Annotated in this window: 16 protein-coding genes, 1 rRNA gene and 1 pseudogene; 14 read left to right on the top strand and 4 right to left on the bottom strand. The window is 72.7% G+C overall.

Going from position 1 to position 18,016, the window contains the following annotated elements; all coding sequences use genetic code 11:
- Window positions 1-14 precede the first annotated feature (14 nt).
- Window positions 15-671: a helix-turn-helix transcriptional regulator gene (locus tag ACU436_RS06440; RefSeq protein ID WP_459022675.1), complete on the bottom strand. Its 657-nt coding sequence runs from the start codon at window positions 669-671 to the stop codon at window positions 15-17.
- 58 nt (window positions 672-729) lie between these two features.
- Between ACU436_RS06440 and ACU436_RS06435 the strand changes: the two genes are divergently transcribed.
- The 6 genes and pseudogenes from ACU436_RS06435 (at window position 730) to ACU436_RS06410 (ending at window position 5,180) form a co-directional block, all read left to right on the top strand.
- Complete coding sequence (locus ACU436_RS06435; protein WP_459022673.1) at window positions 730-2,031, top strand: MFS transporter; 1,302 nt, start codon at window positions 730-732, stop codon at window positions 2,029-2,031.
- A complete protein-coding gene (locus tag ACU436_RS06430; RefSeq protein WP_459022671.1) occupies window positions 2,028-3,263 on the top strand; it encodes an alanine racemase in 1,236 nt (411 codons plus the stop codon). Before ACU436_RS06435 ends, ACU436_RS06430 begins: the two co-directional genes overlap by 4 nt.
- A gap of 18 nt (window positions 3,264-3,281) precedes the next feature.
- A complete protein-coding gene (locus ACU436_RS06425; protein WP_459022669.1) occupies window positions 3,282-3,665 on the top strand; it encodes a RidA family protein in 384 nt (127 codons plus the stop codon).
- Window positions 3,662-4,318 carry a GOLPH3/VPS74 family protein gene (locus tag ACU436_RS06420; protein WP_459022667.1) on the top strand — a complete coding sequence of 219 codons (657 nt, stop codon included), beginning with the start codon at window positions 3,662-3,664 and terminating at the stop codon, window positions 4,316-4,318. Before ACU436_RS06425 ends, ACU436_RS06420 begins: the two co-directional genes overlap by 4 nt.
- A 47-nt stretch (window positions 4,319-4,365) precedes the next feature.
- Window positions 4,366-4,863: pseudogene (locus tag ACU436_RS06415) on the top strand (helix-turn-helix domain-containing protein); the annotation flags it as partial.
- Between the two features lie 32 nt (window positions 4,864-4,895).
- The gene (locus tag ACU436_RS06410) at window positions 4,896-5,180 is read left to right on the top strand and encodes a hypothetical protein (RefSeq protein ID WP_459024333.1); all 285 of its coding nucleotides are present in this window, start codon (window positions 4,896-4,898) and stop codon (window positions 5,178-5,180) included.
- A 138-nt stretch (window positions 5,181-5,318) separates the two neighbouring features.
- On the opposite strand, the gene ACU436_RS06405 is transcribed toward ACU436_RS06410, so the two are convergent.
- Window positions 5,319-6,221 carry a serine/threonine-protein kinase gene (locus tag ACU436_RS06405; RefSeq protein WP_459022665.1) on the bottom strand — a complete coding sequence of 301 codons (903 nt, stop codon included), beginning with the start codon at window positions 6,219-6,221 and terminating at the stop codon, window positions 5,319-5,321.
- A 221-nt stretch (window positions 6,222-6,442) separates the two neighbouring features.
- Between ACU436_RS06405 and ACU436_RS06400 the strand changes: the two genes are divergently transcribed.
- From ACU436_RS06400 to ACU436_RS06380, 5 genes are all read left to right on the top strand, one after another.
- Entirely contained in the window at window positions 6,443-7,405 is a 963-nt protein-coding gene (locus ACU436_RS06400) for an ABC transporter substrate-binding protein (protein ID WP_459022663.1), read from the top strand.
- Window positions 7,402-8,202, top strand: coding sequence for an ABC transporter permease (locus tag ACU436_RS06395; RefSeq protein ID WP_459022661.1), 801 nt, complete (start codon window positions 7,402-7,404; stop codon window positions 8,200-8,202). The genes ACU436_RS06400 and ACU436_RS06395 overlap by 4 nt, the downstream gene beginning before the upstream one ends.
- Before the next feature lie 3 nt (window positions 8,203-8,205).
- Complete coding sequence (locus tag ACU436_RS06390; protein WP_459022660.1) at window positions 8,206-8,967, top strand: ABC transporter permease; 762 nt, start codon at window positions 8,206-8,208, stop codon at window positions 8,965-8,967.
- Window positions 8,968-8,971: 4 nt separating this feature from the next.
- Window positions 8,972-9,787: an ABC transporter ATP-binding protein gene (locus ACU436_RS06385; protein WP_459022658.1), complete on the top strand. Its 816-nt coding sequence runs from the start codon at window positions 8,972-8,974 to the stop codon at window positions 9,785-9,787.
- Window positions 9,788-9,990: 203 nt separating this feature from the next.
- Window positions 9,991-11,682 carry a thiamine pyrophosphate-binding protein gene (locus tag ACU436_RS06380; RefSeq protein ID WP_459022656.1) on the top strand — a complete coding sequence of 564 codons (1,692 nt, stop codon included), beginning with the start codon at window positions 9,991-9,993 and terminating at the stop codon, window positions 11,680-11,682.
- A 2-nt stretch (window positions 11,683-11,684) separates the two neighbouring features.
- Here ACU436_RS06380 and ACU436_RS06375 read toward each other — a convergent pair whose 3' ends face one another.
- Window positions 11,685-13,481, bottom strand: a complete 1,797-nt coding sequence (locus tag ACU436_RS06375; RefSeq protein ID WP_459022654.1) for an N-6 DNA methylase — start codon at window positions 13,479-13,481, stop codon at window positions 11,685-11,687.
- Window positions 13,482-13,547: 66 nt separating this feature from the next.
- On the opposite strand from ACU436_RS06375, the gene ACU436_RS06370 reads away from it, so the two are divergent.
- Window positions 13,548-14,345 carry a PP2C family protein-serine/threonine phosphatase gene (locus ACU436_RS06370; RefSeq protein WP_459022652.1) on the top strand — a complete coding sequence of 266 codons (798 nt, stop codon included), beginning with the start codon at window positions 13,548-13,550 and terminating at the stop codon, window positions 14,343-14,345.
- Between the two features lie 18 nt (window positions 14,346-14,363).
- On the opposite strand, the gene ACU436_RS06365 is transcribed toward ACU436_RS06370, so the two are convergent.
- Window positions 14,364-15,056: a class I SAM-dependent methyltransferase gene (locus tag ACU436_RS06365; protein ID WP_459022650.1), complete on the bottom strand. Its 693-nt coding sequence runs from the start codon at window positions 15,054-15,056 to the stop codon at window positions 14,364-14,366.
- A gap of 61 nt (window positions 15,057-15,117) precedes the next feature.
- On the opposite strand from ACU436_RS06365, the gene ACU436_RS06360 reads away from it, so the two are divergent.
- The gene (locus ACU436_RS06360; protein ID WP_459022649.1) at window positions 15,118-17,319 is read left to right on the top strand and encodes a cytochrome c oxidase assembly protein; all 2,202 of its coding nucleotides are present in this window, start codon (window positions 15,118-15,120) and stop codon (window positions 17,317-17,319) included.
- Between the two features lie 399 nt (window positions 17,320-17,718).
- Window positions 17,719-18,016 (top strand): 16S ribosomal RNA (locus ACU436_RS06355); the annotation flags it as partial.

The raw sequence follows: 18,016 nt of genomic DNA, 5'->3' as shown, positions 1-18,016 counted from the left end.
TATACACACATGGTTCAGGACGCGGCTGCGCGGACCTGCTCCAGGTAGTTGTAGGCCGTCACCCGGGACACGTTCAGCCGGCGGGCCACCCGGTCCACCGCGCGCTTGACGAAGAACGCGCCCCGCTGGTCGAGGAACCTCAGCACGGCGACGCGGTCGTCGCGGCCCATGAGCGCGACGGTCTTCCCGGTCTGCGCGATCGCGGCGTCGATGAGCTTGTCGAGCACCTCGGTGATGTCGGAGGCGAAGACCTCCTCGCCGCGGGCGGGGGTGTCCTCGACGGCGGGGCGCAGCGCGGTGTCGAGCGCCGCGCGCGCCGCCTGCAGGGGTGTGAGGTCGACGTTGATGCAGAGGGCCGCGATCACGCCGCCGTCGGCGCCGCGGAGGTAGACCGAGGACGAACGCAGTTCGCGGCCGTCGCCGGTGCGGCCCTTGTAGCCGTACTCGTCGTGGTCCGCGGCCTCGTTCCTGAGCAGTTCGAGGCCGCGGTTCGTGGACGGTCCGCCCGCGGCGCGGCCGGTGACGTGACCGTTCTCGATCGCGACGATCGTGTGCTCCATGTCGCGCTTCGACAGGTCGTGCAGCACGACCTCGCAGTGCGGGCCGACGGCGGCGGCGATCGCCTTCATGATCGGCTCCAGCGTGGGCAGGAGCCCCTGCGGTGTGCTCATGGAGAAATTCTGTTCAAGTGCTTGACTTGTTGTCAATCGTCCTCGCAGACTCCCGGGGATGGCCCAGACGGTGGAGACCGACCGCTCGACGCTCCGTCGCGTCGGCTTCTCCAGCTTCATCGGCGCGATGATCGAGTGGTACGACTTCTTCCTGTACGGCCAGGCCGCCGCGCTCGTGTTCGGCCAGGTGTTCTTCCCCGGCGAGGATCCGCTGGTCGGCACGCTCGCCGCGTTCGCGACGTTAGCCGTCGGGTTCGGCGCGCGCCCGATCGGCGGGATCATCTTCGGGCACCTCGGCGATCGGATCGGCCGCAAGTCGGCGCTCGTCGCCACGCTCTTCCTGATGGGCGTCGCGACCTTTCTGATCGGGTTGCTCCCGACCTACGCGGCCATCGGGGTCTGGGCCCCGGTCCTGCTCATCGTGCTGCGGCTGCTGCAGGGCGTCGCCGCGGGCGGTGAGTGGGGCGGCGCGGTGCTGATGCTCACCGAGCACGCCCCGCCGCGCCGGCGCGGCTTCTACGGCGCGTGGCCGCAGATGGCCTCCTCGGCCGCGCTGGTGCTCGCCACGGGGCTGATGTACGGGATGTCCGAGGCGCTGGGGGACGAGCAGTTCCTCTCGTGGGGCTGGCGGGTGCCGTTCCTCATCTCGTTCCTGCTGATCTTCGTCGGGATCTTCATCCGGCTCCGCATCCCGGAGTCGCCCGAGTTCGAGCGGGTCAAGAACACCGAGCAGGTCGCGAAGCGCCCGGTGGTCGAGGCGGTTCGCACCGAGTGGCGGTCGATCCTGCTGGTGATCGGGATGCGGGTGGCCGAGAACGTCTGCGGCTACCTGGTGTCGGTGTTCGCGCTCTCGTACGCCACGAACAACCTCGGTCTCGCCGCGAGCCTCGGCCTGCTCGCCAACATGCTCGCCGCCGTCGTGCAGTTCGTGATCACGCCGCTGTACGGCGCCCTGTCCGACCGCGTCGGCCGCAAGCCGGTCTACCTGCTCGGCGCCGCGCTGCACGTGGCACTGGCGTTCCCGTTCTTCGCGCTCGTGCAGACGAAGAGCGTGCCGCTGATCCTCATCGCCTGGGTGCTCGGGTACGCGGTCGCGAACGGCGCGCTGTTCGCCACCCAGCCGGCGTTCTTCTCCGAGCTGTTCGGGACGAAGGTCCGCTACTCCGGCATCTCGATCGGCTACCAGTTCTCCGCGTTGATCGCCGGTGGGCTGGCGCCGTTCGTCGCGACCGGGCTGGTTGCATGGGCGGGTGGGGAAACCTGGCCCGTGTCGCTGTACTGGATGGCCGTCGGCCTGATCACGTTCGTCACCACGTTGCTGTGCCGGGAGACGGCGCCCGTCAGGACAGGAGTTCGATGAACCTCCCCGCGCTCGCCCGCAGTGCCGCCGAACCGCTCGGCCCGCACTTCCGCAACCTGCCCGATCACGCGGGCACGGTCGGCACGGTCGGGGACGCCGGCTGGCACGTCTCGGACCTGCTGCTGCCGACCGTGACGCTGCGCCGGTCGGCGCTCGCGCACAACGCGGCGCTGTTCGCCCGCTGGTGCGCCGACGCGGGCGTCGACCACGCACCTCACGGCAAGACGACCATGAGCCCGCAGCTCGTCGCCGACCAGCTCGCTGCGGGTGCGTGGGGCATCACGGCCGCCACCGTCGCGCAGGTCCGGATCATGCACGACTGGGGTGTCCCGAGGGTGGTGCTCGCCAACGAGGTGGTCGACCCGGCCGGGCTGCGCTGGCTCGCCGCCGCCGACCCGGACCTGGACGTGTACGTCCTCGTCGACAGCGTCGACGGCGTGGACCGGATGGCGGCCGCGCTCGCCGATCGGCAACGGCCGCTGTCGGTGCTCGTGGAGCTCGGCGTTCCCGGCGGCCGGGCCGGGGCGCGCACGTGCGACGAGGCGCTCGCGGTCGCCCGCCGCGTGGCCGCCGCGCCCGGCCTCGACCTGGCCGGCGTGGAGTGCTTCGAGGGCGTCTACCCGGGGGACCGCGCGGCGGAGTCGGTCGCCCACGTCGACCGGTTCGCCGCCGACCTCGCGGCGCTGGTCGCAGACCTCGACGGGCTGGCCGGCGGGCGGCCCGAGCTCGTGCTCACGGCGGGCGGGTCGTCCTACCCGGACCGGGTGGTCGCCGCATGGGAGGGGCTCCCGGCGCTGTCGCGGCCGGTGCGCAAGGTCGTCCGCTCCGGCGGGTACCTCACCCACGACCACGGGATGTACGAACGCGTCTCGCCGTTCGCCGCGAACGCACACCACCCGGCGGGCGCGCTGCAGCCCGCACTGGAGCTGTGGGCGTACGTGCTCTCCACCCCGGAGCCTGGGCTCGCGATCTGCGGGTTCGGCAAGCGGGACGCCGCGTACGACGTCGACCTGCCGATCCCGCTCCGCGGGCCCACCGGGCCGTTGCACGGGGCCACCGTGGGGAAGCTCAACGACCAGCACGCCTTCGTCCGCCACGAGGGCGGGCTCGCCGTGGGCGACGTCGTCGTCTTCGGCCTGTCCCACCCGTGCACCGTCTTCGACAAGTGGCCGCTCATACCGTTGCTCGACGACACCGACGCCGTGGTCGGCGCCGTGCGCACCTACTTCTGAACCGGAGGAAGAGACACCATGGCCAAGCGTGCCGTCAGCACCCCCGACGCAGCAGCGCCCGGAGGGCCGTACTCCCAGGCCGTCGTCGCGGGCGACCACGTCTACCTCGCGGGGGCCGTCCCGACGCGGCCCGACGGAACGCCCGTCCGCGGCTCGTTCGAGGAGCAGGCCCGCCAGGTGTTCACCAACCTGCAGAAGTCGGCCGAGGCGGCGGGTGCGTCGCTGACCGACGCCGTACGCGTGGGTGTCTACCTGCGCGACTTCGGTGACTTCGCCGCCATGAACGCACTCTTCGCGGAGTTCTTCGGCGGCGAGAACCCGCCGGTGCGCACCACGATCCCGGTCGCGCTCGCCGGGTTCGACATCGAGGTGGACGCGATCCTGTACACCGGCTCCGCATGACGCTCACCGAGGACCTCGTCCTCCTCCTGCTCGACCCCGCCACCGGCCGGGCCGTCGTCGACGGCACGTCCCTCGACCGGGTCATCGGCGGTGCCCTGCTGCTGGACCTGGCGACCGGCGGGCGGGTGAGGACGGACGGGAGCGGATCGAAGGCCCGGCTCTCCGCCGTCGCCGCGCCGCCCACCGGCGACCCGGTGCTCGACGGGGCGCTCGCCCGGCTCGACAAACCGTTGCGGGCGCAGAAGGCCGTCGAGCGGCTCGCCCGTGGCACCCGCAGGCCGGTCCTGGAGCGGCTCGCGGGGCGCGGGCTGGTCCGCCGTGAGCGCTCCCGGCTCCTCGGCATCTTCCCGACGACCACCTGGACGCCCGGGCCCGCGGCGGCCGAGCTGCGCGGGCGGGTGGCGGCCGTGCTCCGCGACGGTGCCCGGCCCGACCAGCACGTCGCCATGCTGATCTCCCTGGTGCACGCGGTGAAGGCCGAGCACAAGGTCGTCGACGGCCCGCGGCGGCAGCTGCGCGCCCGCGCGGCCGAGGTGGCCGAGGGCGAGTGGGCCGGGCAGGCCGTGCGCAAGGCGGTGCAGGCCGTGCAGGCGAGCGTCGCCGCCGCGGTGGCGGCATCGACGGCCGCCGCGAGCAGCTCGTCGGGGAGCTAGTGTCCCGAGTCATCAACTCGGAATGCAATTTCCGGTCGCCTTCGTCGATGGCGAGGACGGCTCGACCGACCGCGACGCTGGTGCTCAGCGACGCCGAGCGGGAGACGCTGCAGCGATGGGGGCACCGTCCGAAGGGCGCCCGGGCGCTCGCGCTGCGCGCCAAGATCGTGCTGGCGTGCGCGGAGGGCGCGGCGAACAAGGATGTGGCCGCGGTGTTCTCGGTGACGGCGCAGATGGTGGGCAAGTGGCGGGCCCGGTTCGTCGCCGACCGGCTGGCCGGGTTGTCGGATGAGGGCCGGCCGGGACGACCGCGCACCATCACCGACGCCCCGGTCGAGCAGGTCGTGACGGCCACCCTGGAAGAGGCTCCGCCGGACGGGGGCACGCACTGGCCGACCCGGATGATGGCCACCCGCACCGAGCTGACCCAGACCGCGGTGTCGCGGATCTGGCGGGCGTTCGAGCTCGAGCCGCACGAGGTCGACTACTGGAAGCTGTCCACCGACCCGAACCTCGTGGACGAGCTCTACGACGTCGCCGGCCCGTATCTCGACCCGCCCGAACGGGCCTCGGTGCTGTGCGTGGACGAAAGTCCCAGGTCCAGGCCCTGGACCGGTCCGCGCCGGTGCTGCCGATGTTGCCCGCGGATCCCGAACGTCGGACCCACACCGACATCCGCCACGGCACGGCCAGCCCGGTCGCCGCGCTCGACGGGGCGAGCGGGAAGGTCTACAGCTCACCGCACCGTCAACACCTGGCCACCGAGTTCCGCAAGTTCCTCGCTCAGCTCGACCGCGAGGTCCCCGCCGAACTCGCCACCCGGATGCTGCACCGCGGCGTCGCCGCCGGCGAGACCAGGTAGCGCGTGGTCGAGCCCCATGATCTCGAGTATCGGTTGTCCATTGCTGCGGCAACAGCAATCACGAACCGAAACCCGCGGATCATCGCCGCGTGCGGCCCGGCCCGGCGCTTCCGAGCGCTGTTGGCCGCGAGGCCACGTCTACGGCCGGAGTGGTTCAGGACCCTCCTCGGCCGTCCTGCCCCACACGCAGGCGTAGCGCCGCCCGGGTCCGGGTTCGGGAGCGAGGAATCCCGGTAGCGGCGGGAGGTCGACGGCGAGCGGGGCGAGCCGGTCGTGCAGGGCACCGGCGTCGGACGGCCGGTCGGCCGGGTCCTTGGCGAGCAGGTCGAGCACCACGCGCGCCAGCTCCGGTGGTGTTGCCGGCAGCGGTCCCGGCGCCTCGCGCACCTGCCGCTCGAAGATCGCGTACGCGGTCTGCCCGGCGAACAGCTGCCCGCCGGTGAGCATTTCGTGCAGCACGCAGCCAAGCGCGTACAGGTCGCTGCGCGCGTCGGCCACGCCGTGCTGCACCTGCTCGGGCGCCATGTACGACGGGGTGCCGAAGATCTGGCCCACCCGCGTGAACCGCACCGCGCCCGCGAGAACGGCGAGGCCGAAGTCGAGCACGACGACGCTGCCGTCCGGGCGGAGCATCAGGTTGGACGGGGTGAGGTCGCGGTGCACGATCTCGAGGCCGTGCGCGGCGGCGAGCACGGCGGCGGCCTGCGCCCCGATCGCGGCCACCCACCCGGGCGGCAGCGGCCCGTGCTCGGCCACGACGTCGGCCACCGTCACGCCGTCGACGAACTGCATGACCTGGAACATCCGGTGCTCGTGCGTGCCGAGGTCGTACAGGATGGGCGCGCCGGGGTGTTCGAGCCGGGCGAGGATCCGCGCCTCGCGCACGAACCGCTCCCGCTGTTCCTCCGAGCCGGCCGGCAGGTGCAGGAACTTGACGGCGACGCGCCGCCCCAGGTGCGTGTCGAGGCCGTGGTGGACCGCGCCCATCCCGCCGCGCCCCACGGGGAGGTCGTCGATCTCGTAGCGATCGGCGATGCGCAACGGGCGCCTCCTGTTCCCCGGGTGGCGGCCAGCCTTCCATGAGCACCGCCGGCCACGAACGGCGTGAGCGCTCGGCCCTGGATGTTCGATCCTGCGGAATTAGCACTCACGTAAGTCCGCATGCGTAGACATCTCTGCGTGCTCGCCATAGTGTGACCTCCACCTCGCAGGCGATCAGACGGGGTTCGCGTGCCCAGCAACGACGCTTCCTGGAGGCCCGCATGCGCAAGGCCGTGAAAGCTGCGGCGCTGGCGGCCGTCGTGGTCGTCGCAGCCGCTTGTGGCGGCGGCGGTGAGTCCGGCGGAGGACCGACCGACATCACCGTCAACATCGTTCCGTTCACGCCGAACGCCGTGCTCTTCCTCGGGATGGAGAAGGGCATGTTCGAGAAGCGCGGGCTCAACGTCGAGCTGCAGCGTTCCGCCTCACCCATCCCCGTCGTCGCCTCGCTGGTCGCCGAACAGGCCGACTTCGGGTTCGTCACCACGCCGGTGCTCATCAACGCGAACCGGGAGGGGACGCCGATCAAGTGCGTGGCGCCGGTCGACGGTCAGATCAGCCCGGAGCGCGACTCCAGCGCCCTCGTCGCCCCCGCCGGCAGCGGCATCGACTCCGTCGACGACCTCTCGGGCAAGTCCGTCGCGGTCGTGCAGCTGGCCAGCATCAACCTGATCGGCGCGAAGAAGCTCATCGAGGACGCGGGTGCCACGGGCACCGAGTACATCGCCATGCCGTTCCCGCAGATGCCGCAGGCGCTCGCCGACGGGCGGGTGGATGCCGCGGTGATCACGTCGCCGTACCTCGAGTCGGCACTCGACGCGGGCGCCGTCCCGCTCGCCCACCCGAGCTCGGACCTGTTCCCGACCGGCACGGTCTACTGCTACGCGGCCACCACCCCCTACCTGGAGGAGAACCCGGCGGTGGCGCAGGGCTTCCACGACGCCATGGAGGAGGCGATCCTCTACACCAAGGACCACGAGGACGAGGCCCTCGCCACCCTGGTCGAGAACCTCGAGCTCACCCCGGAGCAGGCCCAGGCGCAGATCATCCCGAGCAACTACGTGCCGGAGGTCAACCTCGACTCGATCTCCGCCATCCAGGACCTGATGTCCCAGCAGGGTTCGATCAACAGCACCGTCGACCCCGCCGACCTGGTCTGGCAGGCCGGCGAAGGTTCCCCGTGACGCTCCGCGACGCCACCTGGGTCAAGGTCACGGCGCGGGTCGCGGTCGTCCTCGCGGTGCTCGCGGCCTGGGAGTACGTCAGCGTGTCGGGGGCGCTCGACCCGACCTCGTTCCCGAGCATGACGGCCACCGTGGCCGAGCTGGGCCGGCAGGTGTCGTCCGCCGATCTCTGGAGCGCGATCGGGGAGACCATGCGCGGCTGGTCGCTCGGCCTGCTCATCGGCGGCTCGCTGGCGATCGCCGTGGGTACGGTGCTCGGCCTCAACCGGTTCGCCTACCTCAGCGTCATCCCCGTGATCGAGTTCCTCAAGACGGTCCCGGTCATCGCGATCCTGCCGCTGGCCATCGTCGTGTGGGGCGCCACGCTGGAGATGAAGGTCTTCCTCGTCGCGTTCGGGGTGTTCTGGCCCCTGACGATCCAGACGATCTACGGGGTCCGCGCCGTCGACCCCGTCGTCCGCGACACCGCGGTGGTGCTCCGGCTGCGCGGCCTGCGCAGGTTCTTCGTCGTGACGCTGCCCAGCGCGGCACCGTTCATCGCCACCGGGGTGCGGGTCGCCGCGGCCGTCGGCCTCATCCTGACGATCATCGCGGAGCTGATCGGCGGGGCCGAGGGGCTCGGGCTCTCCATCCTGACCTCCGTCAACGCCGGCCCGGACCGGCTGCCGGCGACCTACGCCTTCATCCTCGTCACCGGAGTGGCCGGGGTGGCCGTGACCAGCGCGTTCGCCTACCTGGAACGGCGGCTCCTGCACTGGCACGAGAGCCGCCGCAACGATGCGGCGAAGGGGGTCTGAGGGGTGACCAGGATCTGGCGCCTCTGGTTCTTCGTCGCCGTCCTGGTGCTCTGGTGGGTGCTGTCCGCCGGCAGCAGATCGACGTTCTTCCCGCCGCTGCAGAAGATCCTGACGCAGCTCTACGAGCTCTGGATCGTCGGGGACGCCCGCAGCGAGCTGTGGTCGAGCCTGGGGCACTTCGCGATCGGCTACCCGGCCGCCGGGTTGCTGGGCGTCGGGATCGGTGCCCTGCTGTGGAAGTTCCACCGCGTCGGGCACGCCGTCTCCCCGGTCCTGTACTTCGTCTACGTCATCCCGACGGCGGCGATGCTGCCGGCGATCATCGCGGTGATGGGCATCGGGTCGCCCATGAAGATCACGGTCATCGTCCTGGCCGCGATCTGGCCGACGCTGCTCAACACCCTGGACGGGATGCGGGGCATCGACCCGATCATGCTCGACACGGCGAAGGTCATGCACATGTCGGCGGTGCGGACCGTCCGGACCGTCGTGCTGCCGGGGGCGATGCCGCAGATCATGGCCGGCCTCCGGAACAGCCTGCAGATCGCCGTGATCATGATGGTGGTCAGCGAGCTCGTCGCGTCCCGCTCCGGCATCGGCTTCTTCATCCTCGAGGCGCAGCAGCGCTTCGCCATGACCGAGATGTGGACCGGGATCATCGTCCTGGCCGTCGTCGGGAGCGCGTTGACGTTCCTCTTCATCGCCGTCGAGCGCGTCGTGCTGGCGTGGTACCTCGGCGCGCGCGCCGTCGAGCAGAAGGGTTAGCGCAGTGTCGCAGTCCGAGGTGATCCGGGGCGGGCCGTCGCGTTCGGCCGACGAGGCGGTGCTGTCGGTCCGCGCGCTCGCGAAGACCTACAACACCGGGCAGGGCACCGAGCGGCCGGCCATCGCCGACGTCTCCTTCGACGTCGCCAAGGGCGAGTTCGTCTGCGTCGTCGGACCGAGCGGTTGCGGCAAGACCACCCTCCTGCGCTGCCTCAGCGGGCTGCTCGGCCCGACGTCCGGCGAGGTCCGGTTCGAGGGAACGCCGCTCCAGTCCGTCCCGGACCGGCTCAGCGTGGTCTTCCAGGACTACAGCCGCTCGCTGTTCCCGTGGCTCTCGGTGAACCGCAACGTCGCCGTGCCGCTCAAGGTGGCGGGTGTCGAGAAGCGGCAGCGGGAGGACCGGATCCGGGAGGTGCTCCACGCCGTCGGGCTGGGCGACGTCGGCCGAAGCTACCCGTGGCAGCTCTCCGGGGGCATGCAGCAGCGGGTGGCGATCGCGCGCGCACTCGCCCAGAAGCCCGACATGCTCCTCATGGACGAGCCCTTCGCGTCGGTCGACGCGCAGACGCGGTTCGACCTGGAGGACCTGATCCTCCAGGTGCGGCGCGAGCTCGGGATCACGGTCGTGCTCGTCACCCACGACATCGACGAGGCGGTCTACCTCGCCGACCGCGTGGTCGTGCTCGGCCGCGCCCCGAGCCGGGTCACGGAGATCCTCGACGTGCCGCTCGACCACCCGCGCACCCAGCTCGGCACCCGCTCGAGCGACATCTTCGGCCGCCTCCGCGGCCACCTCATGGAGCTCGTCACCAAGGCCTGAGAACCCTTATGGAGCTACTTTGCTTGGCGGTGCGGGTAGCGGAACCTCAGGCGCTCCCTCGCTCCGGGATCGCCTCCTCATGAATGCCAATTCACCACGTCGGCGCTGTCCTCGCGAGGGAGCGCCTGAGAACCCGCGGCGGTGCCGGTTGACGGCCCACTCAATAGCGGCTTCGCCGCTTTGACAACGTCTTAGGAGTCCGTATGCCGAGACCCGCCGTCGAGGCCCTGCTCGACGTGATCCGCGACTGGGGCGTCGACCGGCTCTTCACCTGCCCCGGCAGCACGGAGGCGGCCGTGCTGGACGCGCTGGTGGTCCGCAAGGACGTCGAGCTGGTGCTCACCACCCATGAGGGGGTGGCCGTGTCGATGGCCGACGGGCTGGCCCGGGTGACCCGGCGGCCCGCCGTGGCGTACCTGCACGCCAACGTCGGACTGACGAACGGGCTGAGCAACCTGTACGCGGCACAGCTGGCCCACTCGCCGGTCGTCGTGCTGAACGGGGTCAAGGCGTCCTCGATCCAGGCGAGGGAGGGCTTCACCACCGCGCGGCGGACGCGCGACCTCGTCCACCAATACGTGAAGTCGGACTGGCAGTCGCTCACCACCGCGGCGATCCCCGAGGACGTCAACCGCGCCTTCCGGACCGCGCTGAGCGAGCCGGCCGGCCCCGTGTGGGTCGCGCTCGCCCAGGACCTGTTGGAGAGCACGGCCGAGGTGAGCGTCCCGGACGTCTCCTCCTTCCGCTTCGACACGCGGACCGCGCCGTCCGACGGTGCCGTCCGGGCGGCCGCGGGGCTCCTCGCCGCCGCCGAGCGACCGGTGCTCGTGGCCGGCAGCGAGGTCGGCCGGGCGGGCGCACTCGGCCGGCTCGTGACGCTCGCCGAGCGGCTCGGGGCGCCCGTCCTGCACGAGGACCGGCGGGGGTTCGAGCGGCCCGGGTTCCCCACCGACCACCCCCACTTCCGCGGCCAGTACGAGGTCGGACACCCGCTCGTGCAAGGGGCCGACCTGCTCGTGTTCCTCGGGGCCCGCCTGTTCAACGAGTTCGAGCCCGCCCGCGTCCCGCCGCTCCCCGCGGGCGTGCCGATCGTCCACAGCCACACCGATCCCCGGCAGGTGGGCATGACCTACGGCGTCGATGCCGCGCTGGTCGGCGACCAGGCGCTGGTGCTCGAGGCGCTGTCGGCCGCCCTGCCCGCCGTGCCGCCACGGGCGGTTCCCGCCGCCGTGCCCCCACCCCCGCGCGCGCCGTCGGGGCCGGGCGGCCCGCTGAGCGAGCTTGCGAGCGAATCAATGTCACAGGGCCTGCGCGAAGCGCCGGCCGAGCGTCAGCGAGGCCGTGCGTTGAGCGCGGTCGACGTCGTCGACGTCGTCACCGAGTCGCTGCGCGGCGCCGCCATCGTCGGCGACGCCACGACGGCGGGCGGGATCCTGCAGCAGCGGGCCCACCAGCACACCGAGGACGACTACTTCGTGTCCTCGTCGGGCTCGCTCGGCTGGGGCATGGGCGCGGCGCTCGGCATCGCGACGGGGATGCCGCACCGCCGGGTGGCGGCGGTCCTCGGCGACGGCGTGTTCCAGTTCGGCATGCCGGCGCTGTGGTCGGCGGCGCGCAGCGGCCTGCCCGTCACCTACGTCGTCATGAACAACCAGAGCTACGCCGCCGTGGGCGCGGCCCTCCGCCGGTTCGGTGGCGAAGCCGTGGAGCGGCAGCACTATCCGGGGGTCGACATCGCCGGGCCCCGCATCGCCGACGTGAGCACGGCGTTCGGCGTACCTGGCAAGCGGGTCGACACCCTCACCGACCTGCGGGAATGCCTGGAGGCGAGCAAGCGGGTCGAGCATCCGACGCTCGTCGAGGTGATGACCGACCCCGCGGAGTTCGGTCCCTGATCTCATGTCGGGCGCAGCCAGCCCTCCACCAGGCCTTCACCACCCAGCCGCAGCAGGGTGTCGGCCCGCTCGGCCGCGGCCCGTGCGGTATCGGCGGCGTCGAGCAGGCCGCGGAACGCCGCGCCCAGCGTCCGCTGCTCGCCGATCGGCAGCAGCGGGACGCGCACCCGGTGGCCGTACCGGCTCGACGTGCCGCCCTGGGCGGGCGTCGAGCGCAGGACGCCGGCCAGGTACTCGGGATCGAGCTGGTCCGGGTCCATCCGGTAGACGGTGAGCGCCGGACCGAGCACCCCGGGCCGGTCGGCGACGCGGGCCCGGCCCATCGGCGCCCCGACCACGTCGCCGGCCCGCACGCGGATCCGAGCGGTGGCGGCGCGGCCGGTCGGGACGGTGCCGGTGGCCAGGTCCGACACGGTGAGCACCGCCACACCCCCGTCGCCCGGTTCGGGCTCCGCGGTGTCGCGCGGCGCGTGCCGGACGGTCAGCACGCCCCGGCGGGCGAGGTCGGCGACCGTGGCCGACGGCCGGTCGCGCACCCCGTCGACCAGCCGCAGCGCGGGCGGGCCGACCGAGCCGGCCGCGAGCAGCTCGGCGACCCGGCGGCCGGCCTCGGCGGAGGCGCGCCGCTGCAGGCGGTGCTCGGGACCGAGGTCGACGTCGTCGTCGAGCAGTTCGACGACCGGTACGGCCCGCGCCCCCTCGCCGACGGCCTGCCCGGACGCGAACGCCTCCCACAGCTCCGCCATCGCGTCCGCGTGGCTGCGGGCGACCAGGACGCGGGCCGGAACCTGGTCGCCACGGACCGGCCTGCGCAGCACCCAGACGTCCGTGGAGCGCGTCTCGTCCTCGATGGCGAGGACCGCGCGCAGGGCGCCCGCGCGCAGGAGGTTGGCCCGGATGCGCCGGCCCGCCCGGCGGGACGCGACCGCGGCCGGGAGCCTCAGCACGACCCGTCCGCCCGGGCGCACGTGCGCGAGCCCGTGCTGCACCCATGCCAACTCGGGCTCGGTGCGCGGTGGCAGGCCGTGGGCGAACCGGGCATCGCCGGCGAGCGCGTCGTGCGGCCAGGTGCGATCGACGACGGCCGGGGCCGACACGACCGCGTCGAACTCCTCGGTGGGGAAGGCGTCGTGGCGCAATGCGTCGCCGACCGCGACCGGCGCCGCGCGCGACCCCGCGAGCAGCAGCCGGGCGGCGGCGATCCGGGCCGTGGCGGGGTCGGCCTCCTGCCCGTGCGCTCCGTCGGCGCCGGTGACGAGCAGCAGCGCACCGGTGCCGCAGGCCGGGTCGAGGACGTGCCCGCCGCCGGGCAGCGCGATGCGCGCCATGGCCGTCGCGAGCCCGTCCGGCGGCTCTCCCGCCGGCCGCCGGTACCGGCCGCAGAGGTTCTCGTAGGCGGCGGCCGGGCTGTGGCGGCCCGCCACGTCGTCGAGCAGGGCGGCGAGCTCGGGATCGTCGAGGGGCGGGGGCGCGTCGCCGGGCAGCAGCCGGGCCAGCTCCGGGTGGTGGCGGTCGAGCAGGTACGCGCCGGCCGCGGCGAGGCGCTCCGGCAGCAGGAAGTCGGCGCCGTCGGAGAGCAGCCGTTGCCACGCCCGGTCGGCGGCCGAGAGCCGGTAGCGCTTGCCGTTGCGCCGCAGCCACGCCTCTACCTCGGAGAGCGCGAACCGCGGGTTGGAGGCGGTGCCCGAGACCGGGCCCGGGAAGTCGTCGTGGCGGCGGCGCCAGTTGCTGACGGCGGCGCGGCCGACGCGGCCGAGGCGGGCGATGTCGCCCGTGCTGACGGTCGGGTCCGCGGCCATGGTGATGAAGGTAGTTCACGGGACCCGCTGTTGTGAAGTCGGTTCACAGCATGAGAGGGTGGCCCCATGCCACCGACGCTGCGCTCCGCGGTCGGCTCCGACGTGGGTCGCCGCAGGGAGAACAACCAGGACTCGGCCCTCACGAGCCCGCGGATACTGGCCGTGGCGGACGGGATGGGTGGGCACGCCCACGGCGAGGTCGCGAGCGCGGTCGCGATCACGGCCATCCGGGACCTGGACGCGCGGCTGCGTGGTGCCGAGCTCGCCGGGACGGACCTCCTCGCCGCCCTGCGCGAGACCGTCGAGGAGGCGGCCACGCGGCTCACCGGGCTCGCCCGGCAGAACCCGGACCTGCGCGGCACGGGCACCACCGTGGTCGCATTCCTGGTCGACGGCGCCCGGATCGGCGTCCTTCATCTGGGCGACTCGCGCGCCTACCTCCTGCGCGACGGCGAGCTGCACCGGCTCACGAGGGACCACACGCTCGTGCAGTCCCTCGTCGACGAGGGGCGCATCTCCGAGGAGGAGGCGGCCACGCACCCGCGCCGGTCGTGGCTGGTCAAGACGCTGCAGGACAGCAGCCCTCCGGAACCGGACCTGTTCCACGTCGACGGCGTGCCCGGCGACCGCTTCCTCATCTGCTCCGACGGCGCCACGGTCGTACTGGGGGACGCGCAGCTGAAGGACGTCCTCGCCACCGTCGCCGACCCGGCGGCGGCCGTGGCGGAGCTCATCCTCCGCGCCAACGAGGGGGGCGGACCGGACAACATCACCTGCATCGTCGCCGACCTCGTCGAGGGCCACGCCGCAGAGGACGACACCCCGGTGGTGGTCGGCTCCGCCGCCACCACAACCCTGTCCTGACGGCCGGAGCCGACGGGGTCAGCGGCGCGCCACGAGCCGCCGCAACGGCACCGGGAGCACCCGCCCGGGACCGGCCCGCCGGGCCAGCCCCGCCGCCACCCGCTCCCGGACGGCCGCGGGGACGTCGCGCGGCCACCACCCCGCAAGCGGCAGGTCGGCCACCAGCGCGTGTGCCGCCGCGGCGTCGGGCAGCGGGAGGGTGAACGCAGCGCGGTCGTCTCCCAGCACCGCGAAGTCCGCCGCCGCGAGCAACCAACCTGCCTGGTCGAGGGCGGAGCGGTGGACCCATCCGGTGCGGTGCACGGCCGCCGTCCGCAGCTCCGCGAACGAGCGTGGGCTCGCCGACGGCACGACGACGACCAGCGTGCCCGCCGGCCGCAGCACGCGCCGCAGCTCGGCGAAGACGGCGTCGAGGTGGGGCAGGCGGGGGAGGGTGAGCAGCAGGACCGCGCCGTCCACCGCGTTGTCGCGCAGCGGCAGCGCGTCCGGCGTGCCGGCGACGACCGGTCCGGCGCCCGGCGCCGGAGTCGGGTCGACCCCGACCCAGCGCCCGGTGAGCTCGCCGGCCAGCGCACCGGACCCGCAGCAGACGTCCAGCACCCGGGTGGCGTTCGCGAGGGGGCTGGCCGTCCACGGGAGGGGCGCGGTGCCGTTCCGATCGGTGGCGGCGCGCAGCAGCCGCCCGGCCACGTCGTCCGGGGGCGTCTCCACGGTGCGCAGTCTCGCAGTGGCGCCAGCTCCCCCCGCATCCGCCACGGCATAGCCTGGGCGCATGGCGCACGCGTCCGTCGAGCCCGCCACCCCACCGCCGTCCACCCGGCCGGCCGCCGAGGTGGCCGGCCTCGTCGGCGTCGGCGGGCTGATCGCCGTGCTCGTCGCGGGCGGCATCGCCGCGCTCTCCGGGGCCGGGCCCGCGGCGGCGCTGGGCCTGCCGGACCCGGGCACGCTCACCGTGGTCGGGCTACCGGCGATGCGAGCGGTCTCCGAGATCTGCATGGTGCTGACGATCGGGGCCGTGCTGCTCGCGACGTTCCTCGTGGCCCCACAACGCTCCGGCTACCTGGACGTCGCCGGATACCGCGCACTGCGGGCGGCGTCCTGGACGGCGGCCGGCTGGACCGCCGCCGCGGTGCTCATGGTGCCGCTGAGCATGGCCGACGCGCTCGGACGCCCGGTCGAGCAGCTGCTCGATCCGGCCACGGTCCTGGATCTCCTGCCCCGCCTGGAACCGGCCACCACCTGGGCGCTCACGGCGCTCGTGGCCGTGGTCGTCCTCGTCGGCTGCCGCACGGTGCTGACCTGGGGGTGGACCGCCATCCTCTTCGGCATCGCCCTGCTCGGACCGCTACCGGTCACGTTCACCGGGCACTCCTCCACGGGCGGCGCCCACGACCTGGCCTCCGACAGCCTGGTCCTGCACGTGCTCGCGGCCTCTCTGTGGGTGGGCGGGCTCGTCGCCGTGCTGCTGCTCGCCGCGGCGCGCGGGCCCGACCGCCTCGAGGCGCTCACCACCGCGGTGCCGCGGTACTCCGCGCTGGCGCTCGTCTGCTGGTTCGTCATCGCCGCCACCGGGGTGATCAACGCCCTCGTCCGGATCCCGCTCGATACGCTCGTCGGTACGACGTACGGAACGTTGGTGCTGGTCAAGGCGGGTGCGCTGGTGGCGCTCGGCGGGATGGGGGCGCTGCACCGCCGGTCGTCGGTCGCCGCCGCGGCCCGTGGCGAGCCGGCGGCGCTGATGCGCCTCGGCGGCGTCGAGGTGCTCCTGATGCTCGCGACCATCGGGATCGCGGTCGCACTCGGCCGCACCGCGCCCCCGGACACCGGCGCCGGCCCGCCGTCACGCATCGAGGTCGTGATCGGGTACGACCTCTCCGGGCCCCCGACGCTCGCCAGGCTGGCCCTCGACTGGCGCTTCGATCTGATCTTCGGGACCGCCGCGCTCGTCCTCGCAGGTGTCTACCTGCTGGGGGTGCGCAGGCTGCATCGCCGCGGCGACCGGTGGGTCGTGGGACGCACGGCGGCGTGGCTCACCGGGTGCGCTGCGCTGCTCGTCGCCACCAGCTCGGGACTCGGGCGGTACGGGCCGGCGATGTTCAGCGTCCACATGGGCCAGCACATGATCCTCAACATGCTGGTCCCGATCCTGCTGGTGCTCGGGGCGCCCGTGACGCTCGCGCTGCGCGCGCTGCGGCCCGCGGGGCGCACCGGGCAGCCGGGTCCGCGCGAGTGGCTGCTGGCGGCCGTGCACTCGCCCATCGCGCGCCTGCTCACGCATCCGCTGGTGACGCTCGTGTTGTTCGTCGGGAGCTTCTACGCCCTGTACTTCTCGGCGCTCTTCCCGGCCGCGTTGCCCGAGCACTGGGCCCACAAGGTCATGAACCTGCACTTCCTGCTGGTGGGGGTGCTGTTCTTCTGGCCGATCGTCGGGATCGACCCGGCGCCGCGGCGGCTGCCGCCCGCGGCGCGGATGGGGCTCGTGTTCGCGTCCGTGCCGTTCCACGCGTTCTTCGGGGTGGCGGTCATGAGCGGCAACCACGCCCTCGGCGGGGACTACTACCGCAGCCTCGCCCTGCCCTGGGTGCCCGATGTGCTCGCCGACCAGCGCCTCGGCGGCGGCCTCGCCTGGGCAGCGGGGGAGATTCCGCTGCTCATCGTGGTGATCTCATTGCTCATCCAGTGGTCGCGCCAGGACGAACGGTCGGCGAGGCGCGCTGATCGACATGCGGACGTCCACGGGGATGCGGAGCTCGATGCGTACAACGCGATGCTCCGCCGCCTGGCGACGGGCAGGCCACCGTTCGTCGCGGACAGCGACGAAAATGCGAATGAGCCAGCTCACACGAAAGAGACCACCATGGCCGGGCACGCCACCGACCAGGCACCTCCCGAGGCCGGTTCCGAGTCGGTCTCCGCAGGTCGGCGGGATGCGGACGGCCCCGCCGAGGCAACTCGGGCCCCCCGCGACGACTGACCGTTCGTCGCGCGCGGTGCGCCCGGCAGGCACGGTGAGTGACGTCCGAAGGGCGGTTTCGGCTGGTCAGCGCGTTACGAGGGGGGCGATTTGACGTCCTGTCAACCCCTCGCGTAACTTTCTCTTTGTCAGCGGGACACCGGACAGAACGAAGGCCTCAGAGCCCCGGTCAGCAGGGCCCGCGGACCGCCCCCCTCACAGGGACCCCCCGGATCCACTCGGATCGGGAGGTGTACAGTGGGGGAACAGCCCCAGAAGGACGCCTAACGGCGGACGATGGTGTGCGGGTGTCTCTTGAGAACTCAACAGTGTGTCGAGCTTGTTCATGGACTGGTTTTGTGCCAGTTTGAACATTAAGTCGTCGAGGCCCCGTCCTCGGCGCAATTGTAGGGCCAGTTTTTGTTGGAGAGTTTGATCCTGGCTCAGGACGAACGCTGGCGGCGTGCTTAACACATGCAAGTCGAGCGGTAAGGCCCTTTCGGGGGTACACGAGCGGCGAACGGGTGAGTAACACGTGGGTGACCTGCCCTCAGCTCTGGGATAAGCCTGGGAAACTGGGTCTAATACCGGATACGACCTCTCATCGCATGGTGGGTGGTGGAAAGTTTTTCGGCTGGGGATGGGCCCGCGGCCTATCAGCTTGTTGGTGGGGTGATGGCCTACCAAGGCGACGACGGGTAGCCGGCCTGAGAGGGCG

The sequence above is a fragment of the Pseudonocardia wallangbongensis genome, from assembly GCF_054486945.1.
The sequence above is the reverse complement of the archived record's forward strand: the minus strand, read 5'-3'. Positions and strand labels throughout refer to the sequence as shown.